This window comes from Halomonas sp. MCCC 1A13316 (genome assembly GCF_014931605.1).
Classification (GTDB): Bacteria; Pseudomonadota; Gammaproteobacteria; order Pseudomonadales; family Halomonadaceae; genus Halomonas.
This window is the reverse complement of record NZ_CP053382.1, coordinates 2377632-2401548: the sequence shown is the minus strand read 5'-3', so window position 1 is coordinate 2401548 and position 23917 is coordinate 2377632. Positions and strand designations below refer to the sequence as shown.

The following is a 23917-nucleotide window of genomic DNA, read 5'->3' as shown; positions in this document are numbered from 1 at the left end:
GCAACAAGGACAACAGGAGCGAGACAATCATGCATATCGCCATCACCGGTGCCGCCGGTTTCCTCGGGCAGCGCCTGGTCAGGCAGCTGGTCAAGCGCGGAGAGCTTGATGGCCGGGCGATTCGCCGCCTGACGCTGATCGACCAGGTGGAGCCGCCCGCACCCGATGCCGGCGCGATCGAGATCGTCTCGCGGGCTCTGGACATCACCACCCCCGGGGGCCTCGATAGCGTGCTGGCCGAGCGGCCCGACGTGATCCATCACCTGGCGGCGGTGGTTAGCTCGGCCGCCGAGGCGGACCTGGACCTGGGCATGAAGGTCAACTTCGATGCCACCCGCTCGCTGCTCGAGGGGTGCCGCCGGCACGGGCTGGCCGAGACACGGCTGGTGATGGCCAGTTCGGTGGCGGCCTATGGCGGCGAACTCCCCGAGGTGCTCGATGACATGACCGCCGTCCAGCCGCAGAACTCCTACGGGACCCAGAAGGCGATGTGCGAGCTGCTGATCAACGACTACAGCCGGCGCGGGCTGGTTGACGGCCGCGTGCTGCGCCTGCCCACCATCGTCATCCGTCCCGGCCGTCCCAACGCCGCGGCGTCGAGCTTCGCCTCGAGCATCCTGCGGGAGCCCCTGAGCGGCGAGGAAGCGATCTGCCCGGTGCCTCTCGACCAGGAGTTGTTCGTGCTGTCGCCGTCCCGGGTGATCGAGGCGCTCATCCTCGCGGCGGAGGTGCCCGGCGAGGCCCTGGGCGCCTTCCGGGCCTTGATGCTGCCCGGTATCACCGTCAGCGTGGCGGAGATGCTCGACACCCTGCGTGAGGTCGCCGGCGACGAGGCGGTGGCCAGGGTTCGCCACGAGCCGGACGAACGCATCCGCAGCCTCGTCGCCAGCTGGCCGGCGCGCTTCGATACCGCCAGGGCCGACCGGCTGGGGTTCCGGCGCGATGCCGACTTCGGCGAGATCGTCGATGCCTACCTCGCCGAGCGTTCCTGAACTTGCCGCCCGCCCTTACCGGCGGGCATGCAGCCGGGGCCGTGCCGCCCGAGGCGGGTGAACGGCCCATCATCCAAGCATCACAACCAGTATCACAACAACAATCGAGGACATTGCCATGACCCAACGCTTCGCTCGCCGCGCCCTCACCGCCGCCATCGGTGGCCTCGTCGCCACCGCGCTGGTCCTCCCGGCCCAGGCCGCCACCGAGGTCAACGTCGGCTACGCCATTCCCAGCGAATCCCACTACGGCGAGGGCTATCGCGCCTTCAAGGAGACCCTCGAACGCCTCTCCGGCGGCGAGTTTACCGCCGCCGAGCACCCCAGCGGCTCGCTGGGCGGCGAGCGCGCCATGATCGAGGGCCTGCAGATCGGCACCGTGGACGTGGTCATCACCTCCACCGGCCCGTTGGGCAACTTCGTGCCCGACACCTATGTGCTCGACCTGCCGTTTCTGTTCGCGGACTACGACCAGGCGCGCTGCGTCCTCGACGGCGAGATCGGCCAGGAGCTGCTCGACCAGATGGGCGAGCACGACCTGGTCGGCCTGGCCTGGGCCGAGAACGGCTTTCGCCACATCACCAACAGCCGCCGCGAGATCACCAGCCCCGACGACGTCAGCGGCCTGAAGATCCGCACCATGGAGAACCGCATCCACCAGGACGCCTTCGAGGCCCTGGGGGCCAGCCCCACCCCGATGGCCATGCCGGAGCTGTTCACCGCTCTGCAGCAGGGCACCGTGGACGGCCAGGAGAACCCGCTGACGGTGATCACGGCGGCCAAGCTCTACGAGGTGCAGGACCAGCTGTCGCTGACCGGGCATGTCTACTCGCCGGCGGTGATGCTCGGCTCGCCGGTGCTGCTCGACGGCCTCAGCGACGAGCAGCGCGGCTGGTTCGTGGAGGCCGCCCGGGCCGGCGCCGAGGCGACCCGGGCCGAGGTTTCGCGGCTGGAGGACGAGGGCGTGGAGTTCCTGCGCGGCGAGGGCATGACCGTCAACACCGAGGTCGACGCGACGCCGTTCCAGGACGCCGTGGGCGAGGTGCACGAGCGCTTCGTCGAGCAGTATGGCGACGCCATGCTCACCCGCATCCGCAATAGCGACTGCTGAGCCGCCTGCCCATGGGCCGGTTATCCGTGACCGGCCCCGACCGACTTGGGAACTCACACTATGGTGTCCTGGTTTCTACGCTTCGAGCACTGCTTGACCCGGCTGGCGATGGCGATCGCGATACTGATGCTGATCGTCTCGGTGACGCTGGGCTTCTACCAGGTGCTGACCCGGTTCATCTTCAATGCACCTTCGACCTGGTCGGAGGTGCTGTCCCGCGCGACCATGATCTGGTGCGTGTTCCTGGGCGCCGCGGCGACCTTCCGCGGTGGCTACATGATGGCGGTGGAGTTGATCTACAAGCTGGTACCGCGGCGCATGATGCTGGGGCTCGAACTGGTCATCGGCCTCTGCTGCCTGCTGGTGCTCGGCGTGCTCTTCTATCAGGGCATTCTGATGACCGATCGTGTCAGCCGCCAGACCCTCTCGGCGCTGGAGGTGTCGATCTCCTGGGCCTATGCGGCGATTCCCGTGGGCAGTGCAATCGCCATGGTGGCCGTGGTGGGGCGCCTGCTGGCCCAGGCCACGGCCCGCGAGGGGCTAGGGCCCCAGCATGACGAGGCCGCCGAACCGGAGGCGCAGACCGATCCCGACCGAGCCATTTCCGCTCAGCGGGCCGACGCGGTGACATCGACGCTCCGGGGAGCGGCCCCCGGGGAGGCCGACGCCGACGTGCACCATCACACCCAGGGAGGGCCTCGCCCATGAACCTCGCCATCGGCCTCTCGCTGGTCATCCTGTTCGCGGTCGGCGTGCCGATCGCCGTCTCCATCCTGCTCGCCTCGATCATTGGTATCGAGTACTTCTCGAGCCTGCCGCTGCTGATGGTGCCGCAGCAGATGTTCGTCGGCCTCGATCACTTCCCGTTGATGGCCATTCCGTTCTTCATCCTGGCCGGCAACCTGATGGCGGGAGGCGGCATCTCCAGCCGCCTGGTCGACCTGGCCAAATCCATCGTCGGCGGCGTGCAGGGCGGCCTGGCCATGTCCTGCGTGTTGACGTGCATGATGTTCGCCGCGGTGTCGGGCTCCAGCGTGGCCACTACCTTCGCCATCGGCGCCATCCTGATTCCGGCCATGGTGCGGCACGGTTACCCGAAGCCGCTGGCCGCCTCTATCCAGGCCTCGTCGGCGGAGCTGGGGGTGCTGATCCCGCCGTCGATTCCGTTGATCCTGTTCGGCGTCAGCACCAATACCTCCATCGGCCAGCTGTTCATCGCCGGCATCGGCCCGGGGCTGCTGATCGGCGGCGCCCTGCTGGCGTTCCTCTACCTGTTCTGCAAGCTGCGCGGCTACGGCCTGCAGGATCGCGAGGACCGCAGCGAGTTCCGCGTCGCCTTCCGCCGCGCCTGGGCCGCCATGCTGATGCCGGTGGTGGTGATCGGCGGCATCTACGGGGGCATCTTCACCCCCACCGAGGCCGCGGCGGTGGCGGTGTTCTATGCCCTGGTGGTGGGCGGGCTGGTCTATCGCGAGCTGACGCTGGCCGACCTGGGCCCGATCCTGCGCCAGAGTGTGCTTTCCACCGCGGCGGTGATGCTGATCATCGCGGCCGCGGCACTCTTCAGCTTCCTGATCAGCCGTTCGGGGCTGCCTCGCGAGGTGGCCGGCTGGGTGACCACGGTGTTCGACAGCCCCTGGACCTTCCTGCTGGCTGTCAACGTACTGCTGCTGGGGGTGGGGATGTTCATCGAGACAGGTGCGGCGATCCTGGTGCTGGCGCCGATCCTGACGCCGATCGCGGTGCAGTTCGGGGTCCAGCCGGTGCACTTCGGGCTGATCATGGTGGTCAACTTGGCGCTGGGCATGATCACCCCGCCGCTGGGGGTGAACCTGTTTGCGGCCTGTGCGGTGGCGAGGATCTCGATTGACCAGATGCTGCCCCACCTGGTGCGCTTCGTGCTGGTGGTGCTGACCTGCTTGATGGCGATCACCTACATGCCGTGGATCTCCATGGGGCTGGTCAACCTGCTCTATTGACCCGCCGCAAGACAATGACAAGGAGTGCGACCATGTCACCACGACTCGCAATGCCCCCCCGGGGCGCCCTGATCGGCGGCGCCTGGGTCGAAACCCGCGACACCCTGGAGGTGGAGGCCCCGGCCCGTGGCGAGACCATCACCCGCATCGCCCGTTGCCGCCCCGAGGAGGTCGACGAGGCCGTCGCTGCCGCCGATCGCGCCTTCTCCGGCCGGCTGGGCGACTGGTCGGCGTGGAGCGCGCGCCGACGCAGCGAGTGGCTGCTGGCGTTCGCCACCGCCATCGAAGCCGACCACGAGCGCCTTGCGGCGCTGGAGTGTGCGGACACCGGCAAGCCGTTGACCCAGGCGCACGGCGATATCGCCGCCTGTGCTCGCTACTTCCGCTTCTATGGCGGGGCGGCGGACAAGCTGCACGGCGAGACGATCCCCTTCGACAACGACTTCGCGGTAATGACCCTGCGCGAGCCCTACGGCGTCTGCGCCCAGATCATCCCGTGGAACTACCCGGCGCAGATCTTCGGCCGCTGCGTGGCGGCGGCACTGGCGGCCGGCAACACCGTGGTGCTCAAGCCCGCCGAGGATGCCTGCCTGAGCGTGCTGCGCCTGGCCGAGCTGGCCGTCGAGAACGGCCTGCCGCCCGGTGCCCTGAACGTGTTGCCAGGGCTGGGCCGCGAGGTGGGAGCGGCGCTAGCGGCCCACCCCGGCATCCAGCATCTCTCCTTCACCGGTTCGCCCGAGACCGGCACCCTGGTGGCCCGGGCAGCGGCGGAGCAGCATGTGCCGGTGACCATGGAATTGGGTGGCAAGTCGCCCCAGCTGCTGTTCGCCGATGCCGACATGGAGGCCGCACTGGAGGCGGTGGTGCGCGGCATCATCCAGAACGCCGGCCAGACCTGCTCCGCCGGCAGCCGCCTGCTGGTGCAGCAGGAGTGCGCCGAGGCGGTGCTGGCACGGCTCGCCGAGCGCTTTTCGGCCCTGCGCTGCGATGCCGGCGAGGCGGATGCGGACTGCGGGCCCCTGATCAATGCCCGCCAGCGGGACAAGCTCGAGGCACGGCTGGAGCGGGCCCTGGCCGACGGCATCCGGGTGGTGGCCCGGGGCCGGCTGGCCGAGGGGGCACCGGTGGCGGGGCACTTCGTGGTGCCGCAGGTGCTGGCCGATATTCCCCCCAACCATGAGGTGCTGCGCGAGGAGCTGTTCGGCCCGGTGCTGGTGGTGCAGTGCTTCATCGACGAGGCCGAGGCGCTGGAACTGGCCAATGCCACTGACTTCGGACTGTGCGCCGGGGTCTGGACACGCGATGGCGGACGGCAGCTGCGCCTGGCCAAGGGCATCCGCAGCGGCCAGGTGTTCGTCAATAACTACGGCGCCGCCGGGGGCGTCGAGCTGCCCTTCGGGGGTGTCGGTCGCTCGGGCCATGGCCGCGAGAAGGGCTTCGAGGGTCTGAGGAGCTATACCCGTATCAAGACGGTGGCCATCCACCATGGCTGAACCACCCCTTCTTCAACCTGACAGTGGAGTTCTGCAATGAGTCACCCCCTTCGTGTGGGCATGGTTGGCGTGGGCCTGATGGGCCACGGAATCGCCAGCAATATCCTGCGTGCCGGTCACCGGCTCTGTTTCCTCGACCACCCCGGCAACCAGCCGGTGGAGGACCTGCTGGCCGCCGGCGCGGAGGCCAGGGCCTCGGGGCGGGAGGTGGCCGAGGCCGCCGAGGTGATCATCCTCTGCGTGACCGGTTCGCCCCAGGTCGAGGCGGTGCTGTTCGAGCCCGGTGGCGTGCTCGAGGGGCTGCGCGAGGGCAGCGTGGTGGTCGACTGTTCAACGGCGCTGCCGAGCTCCACCGAGCGGGTCGCCGCGCGCGTGCAGGAGGCGGGAGGACGCTTCATGGACGCGGCCATGACGCGAACCCCCAAGGAGGCGGCCGAGGGACGGCTGAACCTGATCGTGGGTGCGCCCGAGGCACTGTTCACCGAGCTGCATCCGCTGCTCGAGAGCTTCGCCGAGAACATTACCCATGCCGGGCCGGTGGGCGCCGGGCATACCCTCAAGCTAGTCCACAACTACGTCTCCCTGGGGTTCTCGGCGGTGCTGGCCGAGGCCACGGTGGCCTCGCGCCATGCCGGCATCGACGATGCGGCCTTGCTGGAGGTGCTGAGCAAGGGCGGCGGTGGCGGGGTGATCCTCGAGCGACTGCGGCCCTTTATCGAGGCCGGCGACGCCTCCAGCTTCCGCTTCAGCGTGGCCAATGCCAGCAAGGATATCGGCTACTATCATGCCATGACCGACGAGCTTGGCGTGGCTCGCGGTGTGGCGGCCGCGGTTCGCGACCTCTACGGCACGATCGAGGACCAGGCATTGGCGGTGCCGGAGGTCATACGGGTGTTGCAGGAGGAGAAGGGGGCCTGATGAGGGCGACGCTGGCGTCCCGCCGCGGGCCGGGAGGATGAGGTGAACGCATTCCAGGCACTTCCCCTCCGGCAGCAGGGGCTGCTGCTGACCGGGGGTGGGGCACTGATCATGTCCCCCGACGCCCTGCTGATCAAGCTGGCGGGCCTGCCGGACGCCGAGATCCTGATGTGGCGGGGCCTGCTCTCGGCTCTGGGCTTCCTGCTGATCGTGGTGGCGCGCAACGGCCGCGGCACCTTCAATGCCTATCGGCGCTGCGGCTGGACCGGCATCGGCGTGGCCCTGCTGTTCAGCCTGACCACCTGCGGCTTCGTGCTGGGCAACCAGTACACCAAGGGAGGCAACGTGTTGATGATCCTGGCCGGCTCGCCATTGATCGCCGCGTCGCTCTCCTGGCTCTTACTCAAGGAGCGCCTGCCGCGGCACACCTGGCTGGCCATCCTGCTGTGCATGGCCGGAATCTCGCTGATTGTGGTCGACGACGCCGGTGCCGGGTCCTGGGTGGGCAATGGCTTCGCGCTAATGGCGGCGACTACCCTGGCGATCAACTTCACCCTCTGTCGTACCCGGCCGGGTGTCGACATGAGTCCCATGCTGACCTTCTCCGGACTGATCGTCGCCGTGGGGGCCGGGCAGGTGGTGGGCGCGACCAGTGGCTTCTCGCTGCCACCGCCCGATCGGCTGCTGCTGGTGGTGCTGCTCTGCCTGTTCATCGTGCCGGCCGGGGTGACGCTGCTCCAGCGGGGGCCGCTCTACCTGCCGGCGGCGGAGGTCGGGTTGCTGCTGCTGCTCGAGGTAGTGGTGGGCACGCTCTGGGTCTGGTGGATCCTGGCCGAGCGACCGGCGCCGCTGGCCTTCGTCGGCGGCGGCCTGGTGCTGGCGACGCTGGTCGCCAAGGGGCTCTACGAGCGGCGCCTGGAGCGCCGTGTGCTGCCGGCGATGGCGACAGATTAGTGTCCCAGGGGAGTCTTCAGCCCAATGCCAGGTGCTTGCCCAGGGCACTGTCGCCGGCTTCGATGCCGAGCGCCTTGGCGGTGCCGTCGAGGACCGCCTGGGCGGCGCGGAAGGCCTCCTGGGGCTGGCGAGCGCGGATGTGCTCCATCAGCAGCCGGTGCCGCTCCAGGCTCTCCTCGGGTTCCTCGGTGCTGACGTTGGACATCGAGATCAGCAGGTAGATGGAGGGGCGCAGAATATGCGAGAGCTGTGACCAGACGATGTTGTGGGTCGCCTTGAAGATGGCGGCGTGGAAGGCGACGTCGTGGTCGCTGTGCAGGCGCCGCTCCTCCTCGCTGTCGCCATGCTGGAGGTGGCGCTTCATGCCCTCGAAGGCCTCCTCCAGGGCGACCAGGTCTCGGGCCGTGGCGCGGCGGGCCGCGGTCATCGCCACATAGGGCTCGACATCCAGGCGAAAGGAGAGGATCTCGCGCTGGATCATGGGGTTGGGGGCGGCGTAGCGGGTCATCCACTCGGTGACGGTGGGATCGAGGATGCGCCAGTCGGCGTACTCCCGGACCTTGGAGCCGTGGCCCGAGATCCGCTCGATGATGCCGGCGTCCACCAGCTGGCGCAGGTCGCTGCGAACCGCCGAGCGGTTGAGCCTGAACTGCTCGCAGAGGTCGAGCTCCCTGGGCACGAAATCCCCCGGCCGATAGTGCCCCGAGAAGATGGCCTCGGCCAGGTATTCGCTGATGCTGGGGCGGGGGGCGCGCTTGAGGGTCGCTTTCACGGGAGGCTCTCGACAGGATTCGGGGCAAGCTGCCACGGACGGGTTGGCAGGTCAACAGGGCAGGGCGTTGCGGCGCCGCAGTTCGCGGATCAGGGCGCTGTGGTCCAGTTCGCCGTCGCCGTTGGCGACCATGTCCTCGAACAGCCGGTTGACCAGCGTCGCCACGGGCAGGTCCAGGCCGAGCGAGTCGGCCTGCGCCAGGGCGGTGCGGGTGTCCTTGAGCTGCCACTTGGCCGGCCCGCCGGGGGCGAAGTCCTGCTCGATCATCCGCTGCCCATGGGCGCGCAGGATCGTCGAGTCGGCGAAGCCGCCTAGCAGGGCCTCGCGCACCCGGGCCGGGTCGGCCCCGCCGCGCTCGGCCAGCAGTATGCCCTCGGAGACGGTGGCGATGGTGCTGGCCACCACCAGCTGGTTGATCAGCTTGGCGAGCTGCCCGCTTCCCGCCGGGCCGATCCGTACCGGGCGCCCGAGTGACTCGAGGACGGGACGGGCCCGCGCGAAGGTCGCCTCGTCACCCCCGGCCATGATCGCCAGGCTGCCGTCGATGGCACCTCGTTCGCCACCGGAGACCGGGGCGTCCAGGTAGTGGATGTGGCGCTCGCCGGCGGCTTCGGCCTGGTGGCGGGCGGTCTCCACCGGGATGGAGCTCATCACGATCAGCAGGCTGTCCGGGGGCATGGTGTCGAGCAGGCCGTGCTCGCCGAGGATCACCTCGTCACAGACCGGCCCCGAGCTCAGCATCACGATGACGATCTCGGCGCCATCGGCCGCCGCTGCCGGGGTTTTCACGGGCGTGGCGCCCAGGGCCGCCGCCTTGGCGGCGGTACGGTTCCACACGCGGACGTCATGCCCCGCGTCGATCAGGCGCCGCGCCATGGGCCCTCCCATGATGCCGGTGCCGATGAAACCGATGGTCCGGGGTTCGTGCATGTTGCCTCCTGAAGTACTGTCGCCCGGGGTCAGAGCGCCTGCACCCGGGTGTCTGGTTGCGATGTTTCGAAGCGTAGCGAATTACGCAACGGGCGACCGAAGGCAGGCAGGCTGATCTCGAAGCGGTCGCCGTCGCGGGTGAGAATGTCGTCGGCGAAGCTCAGGGTGGCCGTGCCGAAGAAGTGCACGTGCACGTCTCCCGGGCGGCGGAAGTTGGGGTACTTGAAGTGGTGGTGCTCCAGGTTGGCCAGGCTGTGGGCCATGTTGGCCTCGCCGGTGAGGAAGGGCTTTTCCCACAGGGTCGCGCCATCGCGCACGATCCGGCTCACGCCCTCCAGGTGCTCGGGCAGCTCGCCGACCAGCAGTTCCGGGCCGAAACTGCAAGCGCGCAGCTTGGAGTGGGCCAGCCAGAGGTAGTTGAAGCGCTCGGTGACATGGTCGGAAAACTCGTTGCCGATGGCGTGACCGACCCGCCAGGGGGTGCCGTCGTCGGCGATCACATAGAGCCCGGCCAGTTCCGGTTCCTCACCGGCATCCGCGGCGAAGGCGGGCACGGGGATGTCGTCCTCCGGGGCCGCCACGCTGCTGCCGTCGCCCTTGTAGAACCACTCCGGCTGAGCACCTTCCCGGCCCTTCGCCGGCTTGCCGCCCTCGAGCCCTAGCCGGAACATGCGCATGGAGTCGGTCAGTCGGCTCTCCTCGAGCTGGGCCTGGGCGTGCATGGCATCGCGGGTATCGGCGCTACCCAGGTGGGTGAGGCCGGTGCCGGTGACCAGGCAATGAGCCGGGTCCGGGTGGGTGAGCGGCGGCAGCAGGCGCCGGTCGTCGACCAGTGACTGGTAGTCGAGGCGGGTGTCGGTCCGTGCCGTCTCGACGATGGTGGCCAGCGGCTGGCCGCTGGCAATGGCGCGGCGGGCGAGCTGGTAGGTGTCGCCCTCGAGCAGCCTGACCTGCTCGTCGTTCTCGACCAGGGCGGCACGTGCCTGGCCCTGATGGTCGCACTGGATCAGTCGCATGTCGGGTCTCGTTCGATGCGGGGCCGGTCACGAATAACCGGCCCATGGGCAGGCGGCTCAGCAGTCGCTATTGCGGATGCGGGTGAGCATGGCGTCGCCATACTGCTCGACGAAGCGCTCGTGCACCTCGCCCACGGCGTCCTGGAACGGCGTCGCGTCGACCTCGGTGTTGACGGTCATGCCCTCGCCGCGCAGGAACTCCACGCCCTCGTCCTCCAGCCGCGAAACCTCGGCCCGGGTCGCCTCGGCGCCGGCCCGGGCGGCCTCCACGAACCAGCCGCGCTGCTCGTCGCTGAGGCCGTCGAGCAGCACCGGCGAGCCGAGCATCACCGCCGGCGAGTAGACATGCCCGGTCAGCGACAGCTGGTCCTGCACCTCGTAGAGCTTGGCCGCCGTGATCACCGTCAGCGGGTTCTCCTGGCCGTCCACGGTGCCCTGCTGCAGAGCGGTGAACAGCTCCGGCATGGCCATCGGGGTGGGGCTGGCCCCCAGGGCCTCGAAGGCGTCCTGGTGGATGCGGTTCTCCATGGTGCGGATCTTCAGGCCGCTGACGTCGTCGGGGCTGGTGATCTCGCGGCGGCTGTTGGTGATGTGGCGAAAGCCGTTCTCGGCCCAGGCCAGGCCGACCAGGTCGTGCTCGCCCATCTGGTCGAGCAGCTCCTGGCCGATCTCGCCGTCGAGGACGCAGCGCGCCTGGTCGTAGTCCGCGAACAGGAACGGCAGGTCGAGCACATAGGTGTCGGGCACGAAGTTGCCCAACGGGCCGGTGGAGGTGATGACCACGTCCACGGTGCCGATCTGCAGGCCCTCGATCATGGCGCGCTCGCCGCCCAGCGAGCCGCTGGGGTGCTCGGCGGCGGTAAACTCGCCGCCGGAGAGGCGTTCGAGGGTCTCCTTGAAGGCGCGATAGCCCTCGCCGTAGTGGGATTCGCTGGGAATGGCGTAGCCGACGTTGACCTCGGTGGCGGCCTGGGCCGGGAGGACCAGCGCGGTGGCGACGAGGCCACCGATGGCGGCGGTGAGGGCGCGGCGAGCGAAGCGTTGGGTCATGGCAATGTCCTCGATTGTTGTTGTGATGCTGGTTGGTGTGACGGTCGTTGCGACATTCAGCGGTGGAGAGGCCTGGGCCTCGGTGGACCGGCTGTCGTCCGGTGGACGGCAGCCAGGAAAGCCTGGTGGTGATTCATCCCCGGGTCATGTCCAGGGCGACGTCGACGATCATGTCCTCCTGGCCGCCGACCATCCTGCGCCGGCCGAGCTCCACCAGGATGTCGACGGTCCTGAGACCGTAGCGTTCGGCGGCCGCCTCGGCATGGCGGAGGAAGCTTGAGTAGACACCGGCATAGCCCAGTGCCAGGGTCTCGCGGTCGACCCGCACGGGGCGGTCCTGCAGCGGCCGCACGATGTCGTCGGCGGCGTCCATCAGGGTGTAGAGGTCGCAGCCGTGGCGCCAGCCGAGGCGGTCGGCGTTGGCGATGAACACCTCCAGCGGGGCATTGCCGGCGCCGGCGCCCATGCCGGCCAGGCTGGCGTCGATCCTGTCGCAGCCCTCCTCCACGGCGACGATGGAGTTGGCGACCCCCAGGCCCAGGTTGTGGTGGGCATGCATGCCGGTGCGGGTCGCCGGGTCGAGCGCGTCCTTGAGCGCCCGGAAGCGGTCGCGCACGCCGTCCATGGTCAGGGCACCGCCGGAGTCGACCACGTAGATGGTCTGGGCCCCGTACCGCTCCATCAGCCTGGCCTGTTCGGCCAGGCCCGCGGGCGACTGCATGTGGCTCATCATCAGGAAGCCCACGGTGTCCATGCCGAGCTTGCGGGCGTGCTCGATATGCTGGCGTGAGACGTCGGCCTCGGTGCAGTGGGTGGCGATGCGCGCGCCCCGGGCCCCGGCGCCGTAGGCGGCGTCCAGGTCATGCACGGTGCCGATCCCCGGCAGCAGCAGTGTGGTGATGAGGGCGTGCTCGACCACCTCGACCGCCGCCTCGATCCAGGCGAGATCGGTATGGGCACCGAAGCCGTAGTTGAAGCTCGATCCTTGAAGGCCATCGCCGTGGGCGACCTCGATGGAGTCGACTCGGGCCGCGTCCAGGGCGCGGGCGATGCGCCTGACGTCATCGAGACTGTACTGGTGGCGAACCGCATGGCTGCCGTCACGCAGGGTGACATCGGAGATATAGAGCGTCTTGTCGATCCGGTCAGGGGATGTCATGGCGGTTCACCTCAGACGGTGGTGCCCAGCAGGCGGGTCTCGGCGAGGCGCTCGGCGCAGGCCTTGGCGGCGGAGGTCATGATGTCCAGGTTGCCGGCGTAGGCGGGCAGGTAGTGGGCGGCCCCCTCGACTTCCAGGTAGATGGAGGTCTTGAGCCCACTGACGCGGCCGATGCCGTCTATCGTCAGCGGCGCTTCCGCGGGAATCTCCTCGAACTGGACCCGTTGCTTCAGGCGGTAGCCGGGAACGTACTGCTGCACCGTGCAGGCCATCGCCTCCACGGAGGCCTCGATGGCGCCCCGGTCGGCGGGGCGGGAGAGCACGAAGATGGAGTCGCGCATCAGCAGCGGTGGCTCGGCCGGGTTGAGGATGATGATCGCCTTGCCGCGTGCCGCCCCGCCGCACGCCTCGATGGCCCTGGCGGTGGTCTCGGTGAACTCGTCAATATTGGCTCGGGTGCCGGGGCCGGCCGACCGGCTGGCGATGGAGGCGACGATCTCCGCATAGTGCACGGGGGTCACCCGGGAGACCGCGGCGACCATGGGGATGGTGGCCTGGCCGCCGCAGGTGACCATGTTGAGGTTGGGGGCATCAAAATGTGCGTCCAGGTTGATCGGCGGCACCACATAGGGGCCGATGGCCGCCGGGGTCAGGTCGATGACCTTCACGCCGTGGGCCTCGAGCCGCGCGCTGTGATGCGGGTGGCTCGCCGCCGAGGTGGCGTCGAAGGCGATCCCGATCTCGTCGAAGCCGGGCATGGCCAGCAGGCCGTCGATGCCCTCGGCGGTGGCGGGCACGCCGAGCGCCGCGGCACGGGACAGGCCGTCGGAGGCCGGGTCGATGCCGACCATGGCGCCCATCTCCAGGTGCTCGCCGTGGCGGAGGATCTTGATCATCAGGTCGGTGCCGATATTGCCGGAGCCGATGATCGCTACCTTGACGCGCTGTGTCATGGGACTGCCTCGTGACCGGGACGGGGGGTGCCAGGAAAATGTCGAACATTGTGTGTATTTGTTCAACATATACTTTCGTATGTGTCGACTAGTTGCCGTCTCTGGCCTTACTGTCGAACGGGTCTGGAACCCGAGGCCGGCACCCGGGACTCCCCCGGCGGCACGAACAGGAGCAACCCCCATGTCACACAACAACAAGGACGGTCGTCGCCCGCTGCGCTCCGCCCAGTGGTTCGGTACCACCGACAAGAACGGCTTCATGTACCGCAGCTGGATGCGCAACCAGGGCATTCCCGACCACGAGTTCCAGGGCAAGCCGATCATCGGCATCTGCAACACCTGGTCGGAACTGACCCCCTGCAACGCCCATTTCCGCAAGCTGGCGGAGCACGTCAAGAAAGGGGTGCTGGAGGCAGGGGGCTTTCCCGTGGAGTTCCCGGTGTTTTCCAACGGCGAGTCCAACCTGAGGCCCACAGCCATGTTCACCCGCAACCTGGCGAGCATGGACGTGGAGGAGGCGATCCGCGGCAATCCCGTGGATGCGGTGGTGCTGCTGGTCGGCTGCGATAAGACCACCCCGGCACTGCTAATGGGGGCGGCGTCCTGCGATATCCCCACCATAGTGGTCAGCGGCGGGCCGATGCTCAACGGCAAGCACCAGGGCAAGGACATCGGTTCCGGCACCGTGGTCTGGCAGCTCTCCGAGGACGTCAAGGCCGGGAAGATCTCGCTGCACGACTTCATGGCCGCCGAGGCCGGCATGTCGCGCTCCGCAGGGACCTGCAACACCATGGGAACGGCCTCCACCATGGCCTCCATGGCCGAGGCCCTGGGGACCTCCCTGCCGCACAATGCGGCGATTCCGGCGGTGGACTCCCGCCGCTACGTGCTGGCCCATCTCTCGGGCATGCGCATCGTCGAGATGGTGGAGGAGGGGCTCGACCTGTCGCGGGTGCTGACGCGCGAGGCGTTCGAGAATGCCATCCGCGTCAATGCGGCCATCGGCGGCTCCACCAACGCGGTGATCCATCTCAAGGCGATCGCCGGGCGCATCGGGGTCGAGCTGGACCTCCAGGACTGGACGCGCATCGGCCGCGGGACGCCGACCCTCGTCGATCTCCAGCCCTCCGGGCGTTTCCTGATGGAGGACTTCTACTATGCGGGGGGGCTGCCGGCCGTGCTACGTCGGCTCGGCGAGGCAGGACGACTGCCGCATCCCGGGGCACTGACCGTCAACGGCCGTTCGCTGTGGGACAACGTCCGGGAGGCGCCGATTTATAATAATGAGGTAGTGCGACCTCTCGACACGCCGCTCTGTGCCGATGGCAGCATGAGCATCCTGCGTGGCAACCTGGCCCCCGACGGCGCCGTGCTCAAGCCTTCGGCGGCAACCGCCGAGCTGATGAGGCACCGTGGCCAGGCGGTTGTGTTCCAGGACTTCGACGACTACAAGGCGCGTATCGACGACCCCGACCTGGAGGTGACCGCCGACAGCATCCTGGTGCTGCGCAACTGCGGACCGCGGGGCTATCAGGGGATGGCCGAAGTGGGCAACATGGGGCTGCCGTCCAAGCTGCTCGAGCAGGGGGTCACCGACATGGTGCGCATCTCGGATGCGCGCATGAGCGGCACGGCCTACGGTACCGTGGTGCTGCACGTGGCCCCGGAGGCCGCTGCCGGTGGGCCCCTGGCCGCGGTTCGCGACGGCGACTGGATCGAGCTGGACTGCGAGGCGGGACGGCTGCACCTGGAAGTGAGCGACGACGAGATCGCCGCGCGTCTCGCCGAACGCGACCCGACTGAGGCGTCCCGGCTGATCGCCCGCCAGGGCGGCTACCGACAGCTCTATATTGAGCACGTGCTGCAGGCCGACGAGGGGTGCGACTTCGACTTCCTGGTCGGCCGGCGGGGCGCCGAGGTACCCCGGCACTCCCACTGAGACGAGGTAACGACATGCAGATGCCGCGCAACGCCTTCAAGCAACGCCTGCTGGTCGGCGAGCCCCAGACCGGCATCTGGCTCGGCCTGGCCAGCCCCTACTCGGCGGAGCTCGCTGCCACCGCGGGCTTCGACTGGCTGCTGCTGGACGCCGAGCATGCGCCCAATGACTTGGCGAGCCTGCTCGGCCAGCTACAGGCCATCGCCCCCCATGCCAGCCAGCCCGTCGTCCGCCCGCCGACGGGGGATCCGGTGCTGATCAAGCGCTACCTGGATATCGGCGTGCAGAACTTGCTGGTGCCCATGGTGGAGACCGCCGAGCAGGCCGCGGGGCTGGTCGCCGCCATGCGCTACCCGCCCCGCGGCATGCGCGGGGTCGGACATGTGCTGGCGCGCGCCTCGCGATGGGGGGACGTGGAGGATTACCTGGCCCGTGCCGACGAGGAACTGTGCCTGCTGGTACAGGTCGAGAGCCCGACGGCGCTGGTGAACCTGGAGGCGATCGCCGCCACCGATGGCGTCGATGCGGTCTTCGTGGGGCCTGCGGACCTCTCCGCAGCGATGGGGCATCTCGGCGATCCCGACCATCCGCTGGTGCGGGCGGCCATCGACGAGGCCATCAAGCGGATCCGCAGCACCGGCAAGGCGGCCGGCATCGTCACTGTCGACGAGGGCGAGGCGCGGCGCTATCTCGAGGCGGGTTGCTCCTTCGTCGGGCTGGGTATCGATACGTTGCTGCTGGCCAACGCCATGCGGGGACTGGCCGAGCGGTTTCGTACGAGTGACCGCGGGCCCCGCCGGTGGTGTCCTTCCCCCACGGGGGTCTGACCTCCGGGACGCCGAGGTCGGTGCGGGGGCGGTGTCGCCGGCTTCAGCCGGGAACGGAGCCAGACCCCTGAACGGCGGTTGTCCGGGTCGGTGTCCTTTCCCCACGGGTGGTGATCTCCAGCGGGTCAGGCTTTCTCAGGCTTTCGGGGCCGGCAGGATACGCCCGGGATTCATCAAGCCGTCGGGGTCGAACAGCGTCTTGATCCCTTCGCCCAGTTCGCGTTCCACCGGCGAGAGGCGAGCCAGGTAGGCGGTTTGTTTGGTGCGGCCGATGCCGTGTTCGGCGCTGATGCTGCCGCCGAAACCGTCGAGCACCTCGAAGAGGCGTTCCTCCAGGGCATGCAGGTGAGCGCGCTTCTCGGCCTCGGGCATCGACATCGGCGGCAGGATGTTGAAGTGCAGGTTGCCGTCGCCCACGTGGCCGTAGGCGATGATCTCGCACTCCGGCGAGGCTTCCATCACGCTGCGACTGGCCTGCTCGACGAAGGCGGGAATCGCCGAGATGGGCACCGAAATGTCGGTGCGCAGGTGCTCGCCGCGGCGGCGCTGGCCCTCCAGCATGCTCTCGCGGAACTGCCAAAGCTGGCGTGACTGGGCCTCGCTGGCGGCAAGCGCGCCGTCCAGCACCAGCCCGCGCTCCATGCCCTGTTCCAGCAGGTGCTCGAGCATGGCGCCGAGATCCAGCGGGCCGCTGGCGCTCACTTCCAGCAGCACGTACCAGGGGTAGGTGTCATCCAGCGGGTCGCGCAACTCGGGTGTCGCCTCCATGGCGAGCTCGATGCAGCGGCGCGGAATCAGCTCGAAGGCGCTGAGAAGGTCGCTGCAGTCGCGGCGGGCGAGGCCGTAGAGTTCGATCACCGCCTCCAGCGAGGGCAGGCCGAGCAGGGCGGTGCGCGCCTGGGTGGCGCGGGGGGTGAGCTTGAGCACGGCGCCGGTGACGATCCCTAGCGTGCCCTCGCTGCCCAGGAACAGCTGCTTTAGGGCGTAGCCTCGATTGTCCTTGTGCAGGGCGGTCATGGCGTCCCACAGGCGACCATCGGGCAGTACCACCTCGAGCCCCAGCACCAGCTGGCGCATCATGCCGTAGCGCAGCACGTTGAGCCCGCCGGCGTTGGTGGCGATGTTGCCGCCGATCTGGCAGCTGCCCTGGGCGCCGAGGGCCAGCGGAAACTCGCACTCGTGCTCGGCCGCGGCCTGCTTGACGTTCTCGAGGATGCAGCCGGCGTCCACGGCCATGGTGAAACTGATCGGGTCGACGGCGCGAATGCGGTTCATGCGTTCCAGGCTGATCACCAGTTCGCCGCCATCGACTGCCGGCAGGGCGCCTGCCACCAGCCCGCTGTGGCCGCCCTGGGGCACCATGGGCACGCCATGTTCACGGCACAGGCGAACCGTGGCGACGACCTCTTCGGTGGAAGCGGGGCGGGCCACCGCCAGGGGCATGCCGAGCCGGTCGCCGGCCCAGTCCGCCACGTAGCGGGTCATGTCGTCGGGCTCGCGCAGCAGGCCTCGCTCACCAAGGCGTTCACCGAGGGCGGCAAACAATGCTTCTCCCTGCATGTCAGCTCTCCTCCTGCCAGGCGGCGCCATCCGGGAAGCGATGCCGGGCCAGCGACTCGGCGTGCATGGTAATGCTGTAGCCCGGGGCTTCGGGCACCCGGTAGCGCCCACGCTCGACCGCCACAGGATCGACGAAGTGCTCGTGCAGGTGGTCGACATACTCCAGCACGCGCCCCTCCAGGCTGCCCGAAACGGCGATGTAGTCGAACAGCGAGATATGCTGGACGTATTCGCACAGCCCGACACCGCCGGCATGGGGGCATACCGGGACGCCGAACTTGGCGGCCATCAGCGCCACCAGGATCACCTCGTTTAGCCCACCCAGGCGCGCGGCATCGAGCTGGCAGTAGTCGAGTGCCTCGGCCTGGAAGAACTGCTTGAACATCACCTTGTTGTGGCAATGCTCGCCGGTGGCGACGCCGATGGGGGCGACGCGGTGGCGGATCTCGGCATGGCCGAGGATGTCGTCGGGGCTGGTGGGCTCCTCGATCCACAGTGGATCGAATTCGGCCAGGCGGCGCATCTTGGCGATCGTCTCGTCGACCTCCCAGACCTGGTTGGCATCCATCATCAGCACGTTGTCCCAGCCGATCTCCTCGCGCAGCAGGGCGGCGCGGCGAACGTCCTCCTCCTGATCGCCGCCGATCTTCTGCTTGAAGTGGGTCCAGCCCTCGGCGAGCGCTTCGCGGGCCAGGTGGCGTACCTTGTCGTCGGAGTAGCCGAGCCAGCCGGCCGAGGTGGTGTAGGCGGGAAAACCGTCGCGGCGCATCTCGGCCTCGCGCTCGGCCTTGCCTGGCTCCCGCTTGCGGAGCAGCGCAATGGCTTCCTCGGGGGTGAGGGCATCGGTGACGAAGCGAAAATCGAGGCAGCGCACCAGTTGCTCGGGCGGCATGTCCACCAGCAACTTCCAGATGGGCTTGCCCTCACGCTTGGCCCACAGGTCCCAGACCGCATTGACCAGGGCGGCTGTCGCCAGATGGATTGCACCCTTGTCGGGGCCGATCCAGCGCAGTTGGCTGTCACCGGTGATCTCGCGCCAGAAGCCGCCCATGTCGGTAGTGATCGAGGCCAGCGTACGGCCCTCGACCAGATGGGCCAGGGCGTGGACCGCCGCGACCACTATTTCGTTACCGCGGCCGATGGTGAAGGTAAGGCCGTGCCCCTCCGGGCCGCCGTCGTCGACGTGCAGGATGACGTAGGTGGCGGAGTAGTCCGGCGCGGCGTTCATGGCGTCCGATCCGTCGAGATTGCGCGAGGTGGGAAAGCGGATGTCCTGTACTTCGACCCGGGTGATGGTGGTCATGCGGCCTCCTTGCGAGGTTAGTCTGGCGTTGCGAGGGGTCTGGCGTTTGGCCGGGACTCGTCTAACATGCTACTTGTGTCGTGTTGTATGACAGGTATGCCAAACCCATATCACTCTAGCGCAAGGTACAGAGTCGGGTCGACAGCCAGCCGCATCGGCAGCCACGCAGCATGCTATGAGTGACCATATCCAATCGTGAGGGAGAATCCAGCAATGCTCGATGAGTGGAAGGGCAAGCGTGTGCTGATCACCGGGGCCAGTCGCGGTATCGGAGCCGCAGTGGCGCGCCAGTTGGGTGCGTTGGGTGCCCGGGTCGCGGTGCACTACCACGCCAGCGCCGGCAAGGCCCAGTCCGTGGCCCAGGACATCCGGGAAGCCGGCGGCGAGGCCGTGGTCGTCAAGGGCGACGTGAGCCGTTCCGCGGAGGCCCGGCGTGTCGTCGAGGAGGCCGCCGAGCAGCTGGACGGGTTGGACATGCTGATCAACAACGCCGGGGACATGCTGGGGCGCGTCTCGCTGGGCGAGATCGACGACGAGCACTACGACCGCGTGCTTGATCTCAACGTGCGCTCGGTGGTGATGGTGTCCCAGGCCGCCTTGCCACACTTGAGGCGCGCCGGAGGCGGCAACATCATCCATACCACGTCGATTGCGGCCCGAAACGGAGGCGGCCCGGGGGTGGGTCTGTATGCCTCGGCGAAAGGTTTCATCAGTACTCTGACTCGCAGCATGGCCAAGGAGCTTTTCGGCGACAACATACGCGTCAATGCCGTGGCGCCGGGTGTCATCGCTACCGATTTCCACGTCCGCCACTCAACCGAAGAACAGCTGGCCGCGGTGGCCGCTTCCATTCCCATGGGGCGCATGGGCACTGCGGAAGAGTGTGTCGGGGCATACGTATACCTGGGGACCGACAGCATGAGCGGTTATGTGACCGGCCAGATCGTCGAGGTCAACGGGGGACAGTTGATGCCATGAACGAAACGTCTCAGGTGACTGATCTTGTCCGGAGCGATTTTGACCTCGCCATCACCATGGGCGACCCGGCCGGTATCGGCCCGGAGATCATCTGTCGTGCCGTGGCGGGCATGACGCCGGAACAGCGAAGCGGCGTGTTGCTGGTTGGCGACCCCGACATCTACCGTCGCGCGGCCGCCCTCATCGAGGCACCGCTGGAGTTCGTCTCCCTCGAAAAACATCGTGCCGGCGACGACCGCGTGGCCGTGGCCGAGGTGCACGTGGCCCAGGGCGAGGCGCTGCCCGACGGCCGCATCAGTGCCGCCGGCGGCGACCTGGCCTTTCGCTGCGTCGAGCGTGCGGTGGCTCTGGTGCAGGCGGGGCACGCGAGGGTGATCGTCACGGCGCCGCTGAACAAGGCGGCGCTGCATGCGGCCGGCCACCATTACGATGGTCACACCGGCATGCTGGCGGCACTCACCCAGGCGCCTTCTTCTTTCATGCTGCTGGCCTCCGAGCGGCTCTCGACACTGCACGTTTCGACCCACGTATCGTTGCGCGACGCCATCGATCGGGTGACCGAGGAGCGTATTACGGCCACCGTGGAAGCAGGGCATGCGCACCTGAAGGCCATGGGGTTGGCGTCGCCGCGCATCGCCGTGGCCGGGCTCAATCCCCACTGTGGCGAAGGCGGCATCTTCGGTGACGAGGACGAGCGGATCATTGCGCCTGCGGTGCGCGCGCTGCGCCAGCGCGGCTTCGACGTCCAGGGACCGATCTCGGCCGATACCGTCTTCTACCGCGCCTCCCGCGGTGAATTCGACCTGGTGGTGGCGCAGTATCACGACCAGGGGCACATCCCGGTCAAGCTGATTGCCTTCGATACCACGGTCAACGTGAGCCTGGGGCTACCGATCATGCGCACCTCGGTGGACCACGGCACCGCTTACGACATTGCCTGGCAGGGGCATGCCGATGCCACCAACATGGGCGCGGCCATTGCTTATGCACGGCACTTGGCGGCGCAGCGGACAGCAGCATGAGCACAGGCTGCGACATCGCCATCGTCGCCGACGACCTGACCGGGGCGCTCGATGCCGCCGCACCCTTTGCCGAGCGCGGCATGTCGACACGCGTAGCAGTGACGCTTGAGGGGCTCGAGGCTGCCCTGGGCGGGGACGAGGGCGCTCCTCGGGTGGTATCGGTCAATACCGGTTCGCGGCATCTGGGTCGGGATGCCGCCGCCCGGCGAGCGGGGGAGGCCGCTGAGCGATTGCTCGCGCAGCGGCCGCGTCTGCTGCTCAAGAAGGTCGACTCGACGCTGCGCGGCCAGGTCGTGGCGGAAGCCGCGGCTCTGCGGCACCTCGCTGGGCAGCGTCGCCTGCTGGTGTGCCCCGCGGTTCCGAGCCAGGGCCGCTGCGTCCTGGGTGGCGAAGTGTGGGTCGAGGGCGAACCGCTCTCGGCTACCGCCTATGCCCGGGACGGCTTGTCCCCTGCGCTGACGGGACCGCTGCGCGGCAGCTTCGCGGCAGGCGGTGTCTCGCTGGTACGCCATGTTGCCGAGGCGGGGCAGCCTCTGCCGATGACGGATTGCGTCGTCGACGCCACGGACGACCCAACTTTGACGCGCATCGCCGAGCAGCTTCTCGAGGCGCCTGGCGACTGGTTGCCGGTCTGTGCGGCAGGCCTGACCCAGGCGTTGGCGCGAAGCCTGGCGTTGCCCAAGAGCCTGGCGCTGTCCAAGAACCCGACGTCGACCCGGTGCACGGGGACAGTATCGCGTCCGGCGATGCTGCCTGCACCGGCACGTACATTGTTCGCGCTGGGCTCGCGCTCACCCCGTGCCCGCCGCCAGCTCGAGATGCTGCGCGAGGCTTTCCCGGAGGTTCCCTGTCTGCCTGCCTTCAGCCCGGCAGGCGACCATAAAGGCTGCCGCGAGTGCATCATCGTGCCGGGTGTGCCTGCGGATCGGGCAGCGAGTGCGAAGGCGGTCGCGGCGGCCATGGCGGAAGCCGTTGCCGCAGCGCGTGGGGAAGCGCGGGGCGTCCTGCTGTTCCTCTGTGGGGGCGATATCGCCCTGGCCGTGCTGGAGCGGCTCGGCGGCGACTACATCGAGCTTGCGGGGGAGTGGCGCCCAGGTGTTCCGCTGGGCCACGTCAACGGCGATGCCGAGCGTCCGGTCATGACCAAAGCCGGCGGCTTCGGCCCCGAGGACCTGCTCGTTCAACTGCTCGCTGGCATTAGACATTCGTCGAAAGCCTGACCTCTCGGTTGCAGCACGCGAAGCGAGGGACTAGGTTTGCTTATGATGGTATGACACGTATACAAGAGCCATCGACAAAAGACGGTAACTGCCATTGCAGGCACGCTCAATTAGGGAGAACAACAAGATGGTCAAGCAGAGCAACCGCCAGTGGAATCGCTGGCTGTCGACCTCGCTGCTGGTAGCGGGAATGGGCGCCGCAGGCGCCGCAAGCGCCGAGTCGCTCACCTTCGCTCACGTCTACGAGACCTCCGAGCCCTATCATGAGTGGGCGCTGTGGGCGGCCGACGAGATCGAGAAGCGCACCGACGGACGCTATACGATCGAGGTGCATCCCGCCTCGTCGCTGGGCAAGGAGGCCGATATCAACGAAGGCCTTGGCCTCGGCACCGTCGACCTGATCTATACCGGCAACCAGTTCGCCGGCCGCTTCTACGGGCCCATTGGCATCGCCGGAGCACCCTACATGTTCCGCGACTTCGACCACTGGCAGGCCTATGCCGACAGCGAGCTGTTCCAGGAGATCGCCCAGGGCTACCAGGACGCTACCGGCAACGTACCGCTGGCGATGAACTATTACGGCCGGCGCCACACCACCGCCAACAAAGAGATCAACGAGCCGGCGGACATGGAGGAACTCAAGATCCGCGTGCCCAATGCACCCATGTACATGATGTTTCCCGAGGCGGTGGGCGCCAACCCCACGCCGATCGCCTTCGCCGAGGTCTACCTGGCGTTGCAGCAGGGCGTGGTCGATGCCCAGGAGAACCCGCTGCCGACCATTCGCGCCAAGGCCTTCCATGAAGTGCAGGACTACATCAACCTGACCGGCCACATCACCGATTCGCTGATTACCATCGCCGGCGGTCCGCTGTGGAACCGGCTCTCCGAAGAGGACCGGCAGGTCTTCCGCGAGGTTTACCAGGAAGCCGGCGAGCGGATCACCCAGGATATCCAGCAGCAGGAGAAGGACCTGGTGTCCTGGTTCGAAGAGCAGGGCACCACGGTCAACGAAGTGGACACCGAGCCGTTCCGCGAGGCCGTAATGCCGCACCACAACGGTGAGGCCGCTACCTGGGATCAGGAAACCTACGATCGGCTTCAGGCCCTCGGCCAGTAAGCCTTGTCTGATATCGAAGCTGTCGCCTCCGCCTCGTTAGCGGAGGCGACAGCAAGGAGATTCTGATGTCGGATGAGCGCTTGCCGCCCCAGCAGGAGCTGGGCTCGATAGAGGTCGAGGATCTGGACAGCTTCGACTATAAGGATTATGCCGTCGAGGATTACGTCACCCTGGCGCTGTTCTGGGTGCTGCTGGTCATCGTCTTTCTTCAATTCTTCAGTCGCTACGTGCTGGGCGACTCCATCGCCTGGACCGAGGAGATGGCGCGCTATTTCCTGATCATGGTGGGTTTTCTGGGAAGCGCCATGGCGGTCCGGAAGAACTCGCACATTGCGGTGGAGTTCTTCTACCGCTACATGCCCGGGAGAACGGGGCTGGTCATGGCGACCCTGGTCGACCTGGCGCGCATCGTGTTTCTCGTCGGTGGCTGCTGGATCAGCTACCAGCTCGCCGCCCGCACCAGTTCCATGATGGTCTCGGTGGATGTACCCAAGAGCTACCTCTACTACGTGGTCTTTACCGGCTTCGTGCTGATGCTGCTACGCGCCATCCAGGTCGCCGTTCGCCACTGGCGAGAGGGCAGCAGCGAACTGCTCTTCTCGGATGATGAAGCCCCATGAC

Annotated in this window: 22 protein-coding genes; 14 read left to right on the top strand and 8 right to left on the bottom strand. The window is 67.9% G+C overall.

The window, feature by feature from the left end:
• Positions 1 to 29: 29 nt before the first annotated feature.
• From denD to HNO52_RS11100, 7 genes are all read left to right on the top strand, one after another.
• A complete protein-coding gene (gene denD, locus HNO52_RS11130; RefSeq protein WP_197565391.1) occupies positions 30 to 992 on the top strand; it encodes a D-erythronate dehydrogenase in 963 nt (320 codons plus the stop codon).
• Between the two features lie 118 nt (positions 993 to 1110).
• Positions 1111 to 2103, top strand: a complete 993-nt coding sequence (locus tag HNO52_RS11125) for a TRAP transporter substrate-binding protein (protein ID WP_197565384.1) — start codon at positions 1111 to 1113, stop codon at positions 2101 to 2103.
• Positions 2104 to 2163: 60 nt separating this feature from the next.
• Positions 2164 to 2811 (top strand): TRAP transporter small permease, encoded by a 648-nt coding sequence (locus HNO52_RS11120; RefSeq protein ID WP_197565390.1) that lies wholly within the window; start codon positions 2164 to 2166, stop codon positions 2809 to 2811.
• Positions 2808 to 4082: a TRAP transporter large permease gene (locus tag HNO52_RS11115; RefSeq protein ID WP_197565389.1), complete on the top strand. Its 1275-nt coding sequence runs from the start codon at positions 2808 to 2810 to the stop codon at positions 4080 to 4082. Before HNO52_RS11120 ends, HNO52_RS11115 begins: the two co-directional genes overlap by 4 nt.
• A gap of 32 nt (positions 4083 to 4114) precedes the next feature.
• Complete coding sequence (locus HNO52_RS11110; RefSeq protein ID WP_197565388.1) at positions 4115 to 5575, top strand: aldehyde dehydrogenase family protein; 1461 nt, start codon at positions 4115 to 4117, stop codon at positions 5573 to 5575.
• A gap of 36 nt (positions 5576 to 5611) precedes the next feature.
• The gene (locus HNO52_RS11105) at positions 5612 to 6493 is read left to right on the top strand and encodes an NAD(P)-dependent oxidoreductase (protein ID WP_197565387.1); all 882 of its coding nucleotides are present in this window, start codon (positions 5612 to 5614) and stop codon (positions 6491 to 6493) included.
• 42 nt (positions 6494 to 6535) lie between these two features.
• Positions 6536 to 7447 (top strand): DMT family transporter, encoded by a 912-nt coding sequence (locus HNO52_RS11100; RefSeq protein ID WP_232090217.1) that lies wholly within the window; start codon positions 6536 to 6538, stop codon positions 7445 to 7447.
• Positions 7448 to 7463: 16 nt separating this feature from the next.
• Here HNO52_RS11100 and HNO52_RS11095 read toward each other — a convergent pair whose 3' ends face one another.
• From HNO52_RS11095 to HNO52_RS11070, 6 genes are all read right to left on the bottom strand, one after another.
• Positions 7464 to 8219 carry a FadR/GntR family transcriptional regulator gene (locus tag HNO52_RS11095; RefSeq protein ID WP_232090215.1) on the bottom strand — a complete coding sequence of 252 codons (756 nt, stop codon included), beginning with the start codon at positions 8217 to 8219 and terminating at the stop codon, positions 7464 to 7466.
• Positions 8220 to 8270: 51 nt separating this feature from the next.
• On the bottom strand, positions 8271 to 9149 hold the full coding sequence (locus HNO52_RS11090) for an NAD(P)-dependent oxidoreductase (RefSeq protein ID WP_197565386.1): 879 nt from the start codon (positions 9147 to 9149) through the stop codon (positions 8271 to 8273).
• A 29-nt stretch (positions 9150 to 9178) separates the two neighbouring features.
• Entirely contained in the window at positions 9179 to 10165 is a 987-nt protein-coding gene (gene araD1, locus HNO52_RS11085) for an AraD1 family protein (RefSeq protein WP_197565385.1), read from the bottom strand.
• A 57-nt stretch (positions 10166 to 10222) separates the two neighbouring features.
• On the bottom strand, positions 10223 to 11215 hold the full coding sequence (locus tag HNO52_RS11080) for a TRAP transporter substrate-binding protein (protein ID WP_197565384.1): 993 nt from the start codon (positions 11213 to 11215) through the stop codon (positions 10223 to 10225).
• 133 nt (positions 11216 to 11348) lie between these two features.
• Positions 11349 to 12374: a 4-hydroxy-2-oxovalerate aldolase gene (gene dmpG / locus HNO52_RS11075; protein WP_197565383.1), complete on the bottom strand. Its 1026-nt coding sequence runs from the start codon at positions 12372 to 12374 to the stop codon at positions 11349 to 11351.
• An 11-nt stretch (positions 12375 to 12385) separates the two neighbouring features.
• Positions 12386 to 13327 carry an acetaldehyde dehydrogenase (acetylating) gene (locus tag HNO52_RS11070; protein ID WP_197565382.1) on the bottom strand — a complete coding sequence of 314 codons (942 nt, stop codon included), beginning with the start codon at positions 13325 to 13327 and terminating at the stop codon, positions 12386 to 12388.
• A 181-nt stretch (positions 13328 to 13508) separates the two neighbouring features.
• Here HNO52_RS11070 and HNO52_RS11065 point away from each other — a divergent pair, with 181 nt between their 5' ends.
• The gene (locus HNO52_RS11065; RefSeq protein WP_197565381.1) at positions 13509 to 15266 is read left to right on the top strand and encodes an IlvD/Edd family dehydratase; all 1758 of its coding nucleotides are present in this window, start codon (positions 13509 to 13511) and stop codon (positions 15264 to 15266) included.
• 14 nt (positions 15267 to 15280) lie between these two features.
• On the top strand, positions 15281 to 16093 hold the full coding sequence (hpaI, locus tag HNO52_RS11060; RefSeq protein ID WP_197565380.1) for a 4-hydroxy-2-oxoheptanedioate aldolase: 813 nt from the start codon (positions 15281 to 15283) through the stop codon (positions 16091 to 16093).
• A 135-nt stretch (positions 16094 to 16228) separates the two neighbouring features.
• Here the strand turns inward: hpaI and HNO52_RS11055 are convergent, their stop codons facing one another.
• On the bottom strand, positions 16229 to 17653 hold the full coding sequence (locus HNO52_RS11055; RefSeq protein ID WP_197565379.1) for an FAD-binding oxidoreductase: 1425 nt from the start codon (positions 17651 to 17653) through the stop codon (positions 16229 to 16231).
• Between the two features lies 1 nt (position 17654).
• Positions 17655 to 18956 (bottom strand): L-fuconate dehydratase, encoded by a 1302-nt coding sequence (locus HNO52_RS11050; RefSeq protein ID WP_197565378.1) that lies wholly within the window; start codon positions 18954 to 18956, stop codon positions 17655 to 17657.
• Between the two features lie 213 nt (positions 18957 to 19169).
• On the opposite strand from HNO52_RS11050, the gene HNO52_RS11045 reads away from it, so the two are divergent.
• The 5 genes from HNO52_RS11045 to HNO52_RS11025 all read left to right on the top strand — a co-directional run bounded on the left by HNO52_RS11045 (position 19170) and on the right by HNO52_RS11025 (position 23916).
• Complete coding sequence (locus tag HNO52_RS11045) at positions 19170 to 19934, top strand: SDR family NAD(P)-dependent oxidoreductase (RefSeq protein ID WP_197565377.1); 765 nt, start codon at positions 19170 to 19172, stop codon at positions 19932 to 19934.
• Positions 19931 to 20956, top strand: a complete 1026-nt coding sequence (gene pdxA / locus HNO52_RS11040; protein WP_232090213.1) for a 4-hydroxythreonine-4-phosphate dehydrogenase PdxA — start codon at positions 19931 to 19933, stop codon at positions 20954 to 20956. Before HNO52_RS11045 ends, pdxA begins: the two co-directional genes overlap by 4 nt.
• The gene (locus tag HNO52_RS11035) at positions 20953 to 22176 is read left to right on the top strand and encodes a four-carbon acid sugar kinase family protein (RefSeq protein ID WP_197565376.1); all 1224 of its coding nucleotides are present in this window, start codon (positions 20953 to 20955) and stop codon (positions 22174 to 22176) included. Before pdxA ends, HNO52_RS11035 begins: the two co-directional genes overlap by 4 nt.
• Before the next feature lie 127 nt (positions 22177 to 22303).
• The gene (locus HNO52_RS11030; RefSeq protein ID WP_197565375.1) at positions 22304 to 23296 is read left to right on the top strand and encodes a sialic acid TRAP transporter substrate-binding protein SiaP; all 993 of its coding nucleotides are present in this window, start codon (positions 22304 to 22306) and stop codon (positions 23294 to 23296) included.
• 65 nt (positions 23297 to 23361) lie between these two features.
• On the top strand, positions 23362 to 23916 hold the full coding sequence (locus HNO52_RS11025; protein ID WP_197565374.1) for a TRAP transporter small permease: 555 nt from the start codon (positions 23362 to 23364) through the stop codon (positions 23914 to 23916).
• Position 23917 lies beyond the last annotated feature (1 nt).

What these genes read in the sequence shown, in the direction of transcription:
- denD (WP_197565391.1), top strand. Translation starts at nt 30, where the DNA reads ATGCATATCGCCATCACCGGTGCCGCCGGTTTCCTCGGGCAGCGCCTG.
- HNO52_RS11125 (WP_197565384.1), top strand. Translation starts at nt 1,111, where the DNA reads ATGACCCAACGCTTCGCTCGCCGCGCCCTCACCGCCGCCATCGGTGGC.
- HNO52_RS11120 (WP_197565390.1), top strand. Translation starts at nt 2,164, where the DNA reads ATGGTGTCCTGGTTTCTACGCTTCGAGCACTGCTTGACCCGGCTGGCG.
- HNO52_RS11115 (WP_197565389.1), top strand. Translation starts at nt 2,808, where the DNA reads ATGAACCTCGCCATCGGCCTCTCGCTGGTCATCCTGTTCGCGGTCGGC.
- HNO52_RS11110 (WP_197565388.1), top strand. Translation starts at nt 4,115, where the DNA reads ATGTCACCACGACTCGCAATGCCCCCCCGGGGCGCCCTGATCGGCGGC.
- HNO52_RS11105 (WP_197565387.1), top strand. Translation starts at nt 5,612, where the DNA reads ATGAGTCACCCCCTTCGTGTGGGCATGGTTGGCGTGGGCCTGATGGGC.
- HNO52_RS11090 (WP_197565386.1), bottom strand. Translation starts at nt 9,149, where the DNA reads ATGCACGAACCCCGGACCATCGGTTTCATCGGCACCGGCATCATGGGA.
- araD1 (WP_197565385.1), bottom strand. Translation starts at nt 10,165, where the DNA reads ATGCGACTGATCCAGTGCGACCATCAGGGCCAGGCACGTGCCGCCCTG.
- HNO52_RS11080 (WP_197565384.1), bottom strand. Translation starts at nt 11,215, where the DNA reads ATGACCCAACGCTTCGCTCGCCGCGCCCTCACCGCCGCCATCGGTGGC.
- dmpG (WP_197565383.1), bottom strand. Translation starts at nt 12,374, where the DNA reads ATGACATCCCCTGACCGGATCGACAAGACGCTCTATATCTCCGATGTC.
- HNO52_RS11070 (WP_197565382.1), bottom strand. Translation starts at nt 13,327, where the DNA reads ATGACACAGCGCGTCAAGGTAGCGATCATCGGCTCCGGCAATATCGGC.
- HNO52_RS11065 (WP_197565381.1), top strand. Translation starts at nt 13,509, where the DNA reads ATGTCACACAACAACAAGGACGGTCGTCGCCCGCTGCGCTCCGCCCAG.
- hpaI (WP_197565380.1), top strand. Translation starts at nt 15,281, where the DNA reads ATGCAGATGCCGCGCAACGCCTTCAAGCAACGCCTGCTGGTCGGCGAG.
- HNO52_RS11055 (WP_197565379.1), bottom strand. Translation starts at nt 17,653, where the DNA reads ATGCAGGGAGAAGCATTGTTTGCCGCCCTCGGTGAACGCCTTGGTGAG.
- HNO52_RS11050 (WP_197565378.1), bottom strand. Translation starts at nt 18,956, where the DNA reads ATGACCACCATCACCCGGGTCGAAGTACAGGACATCCGCTTTCCCACC.
- HNO52_RS11045 (WP_197565377.1), top strand. Translation starts at nt 19,170, where the DNA reads ATGCTCGATGAGTGGAAGGGCAAGCGTGTGCTGATCACCGGGGCCAGT.
- pdxA (WP_232090213.1), top strand. Translation starts at nt 19,931, where the DNA reads ATGAACGAAACGTCTCAGGTGACTGATCTTGTCCGGAGCGATTTTGAC.
- HNO52_RS11035 (WP_197565376.1), top strand. Translation starts at nt 20,953, where the DNA reads ATGAGCACAGGCTGCGACATCGCCATCGTCGCCGACGACCTGACCGGG.
- HNO52_RS11030 (WP_197565375.1), top strand. Translation starts at nt 22,304, where the DNA reads ATGGTCAAGCAGAGCAACCGCCAGTGGAATCGCTGGCTGTCGACCTCG.
- HNO52_RS11025 (WP_197565374.1), top strand. Translation starts at nt 23,362, where the DNA reads ATGTCGGATGAGCGCTTGCCGCCCCAGCAGGAGCTGGGCTCGATAGAG.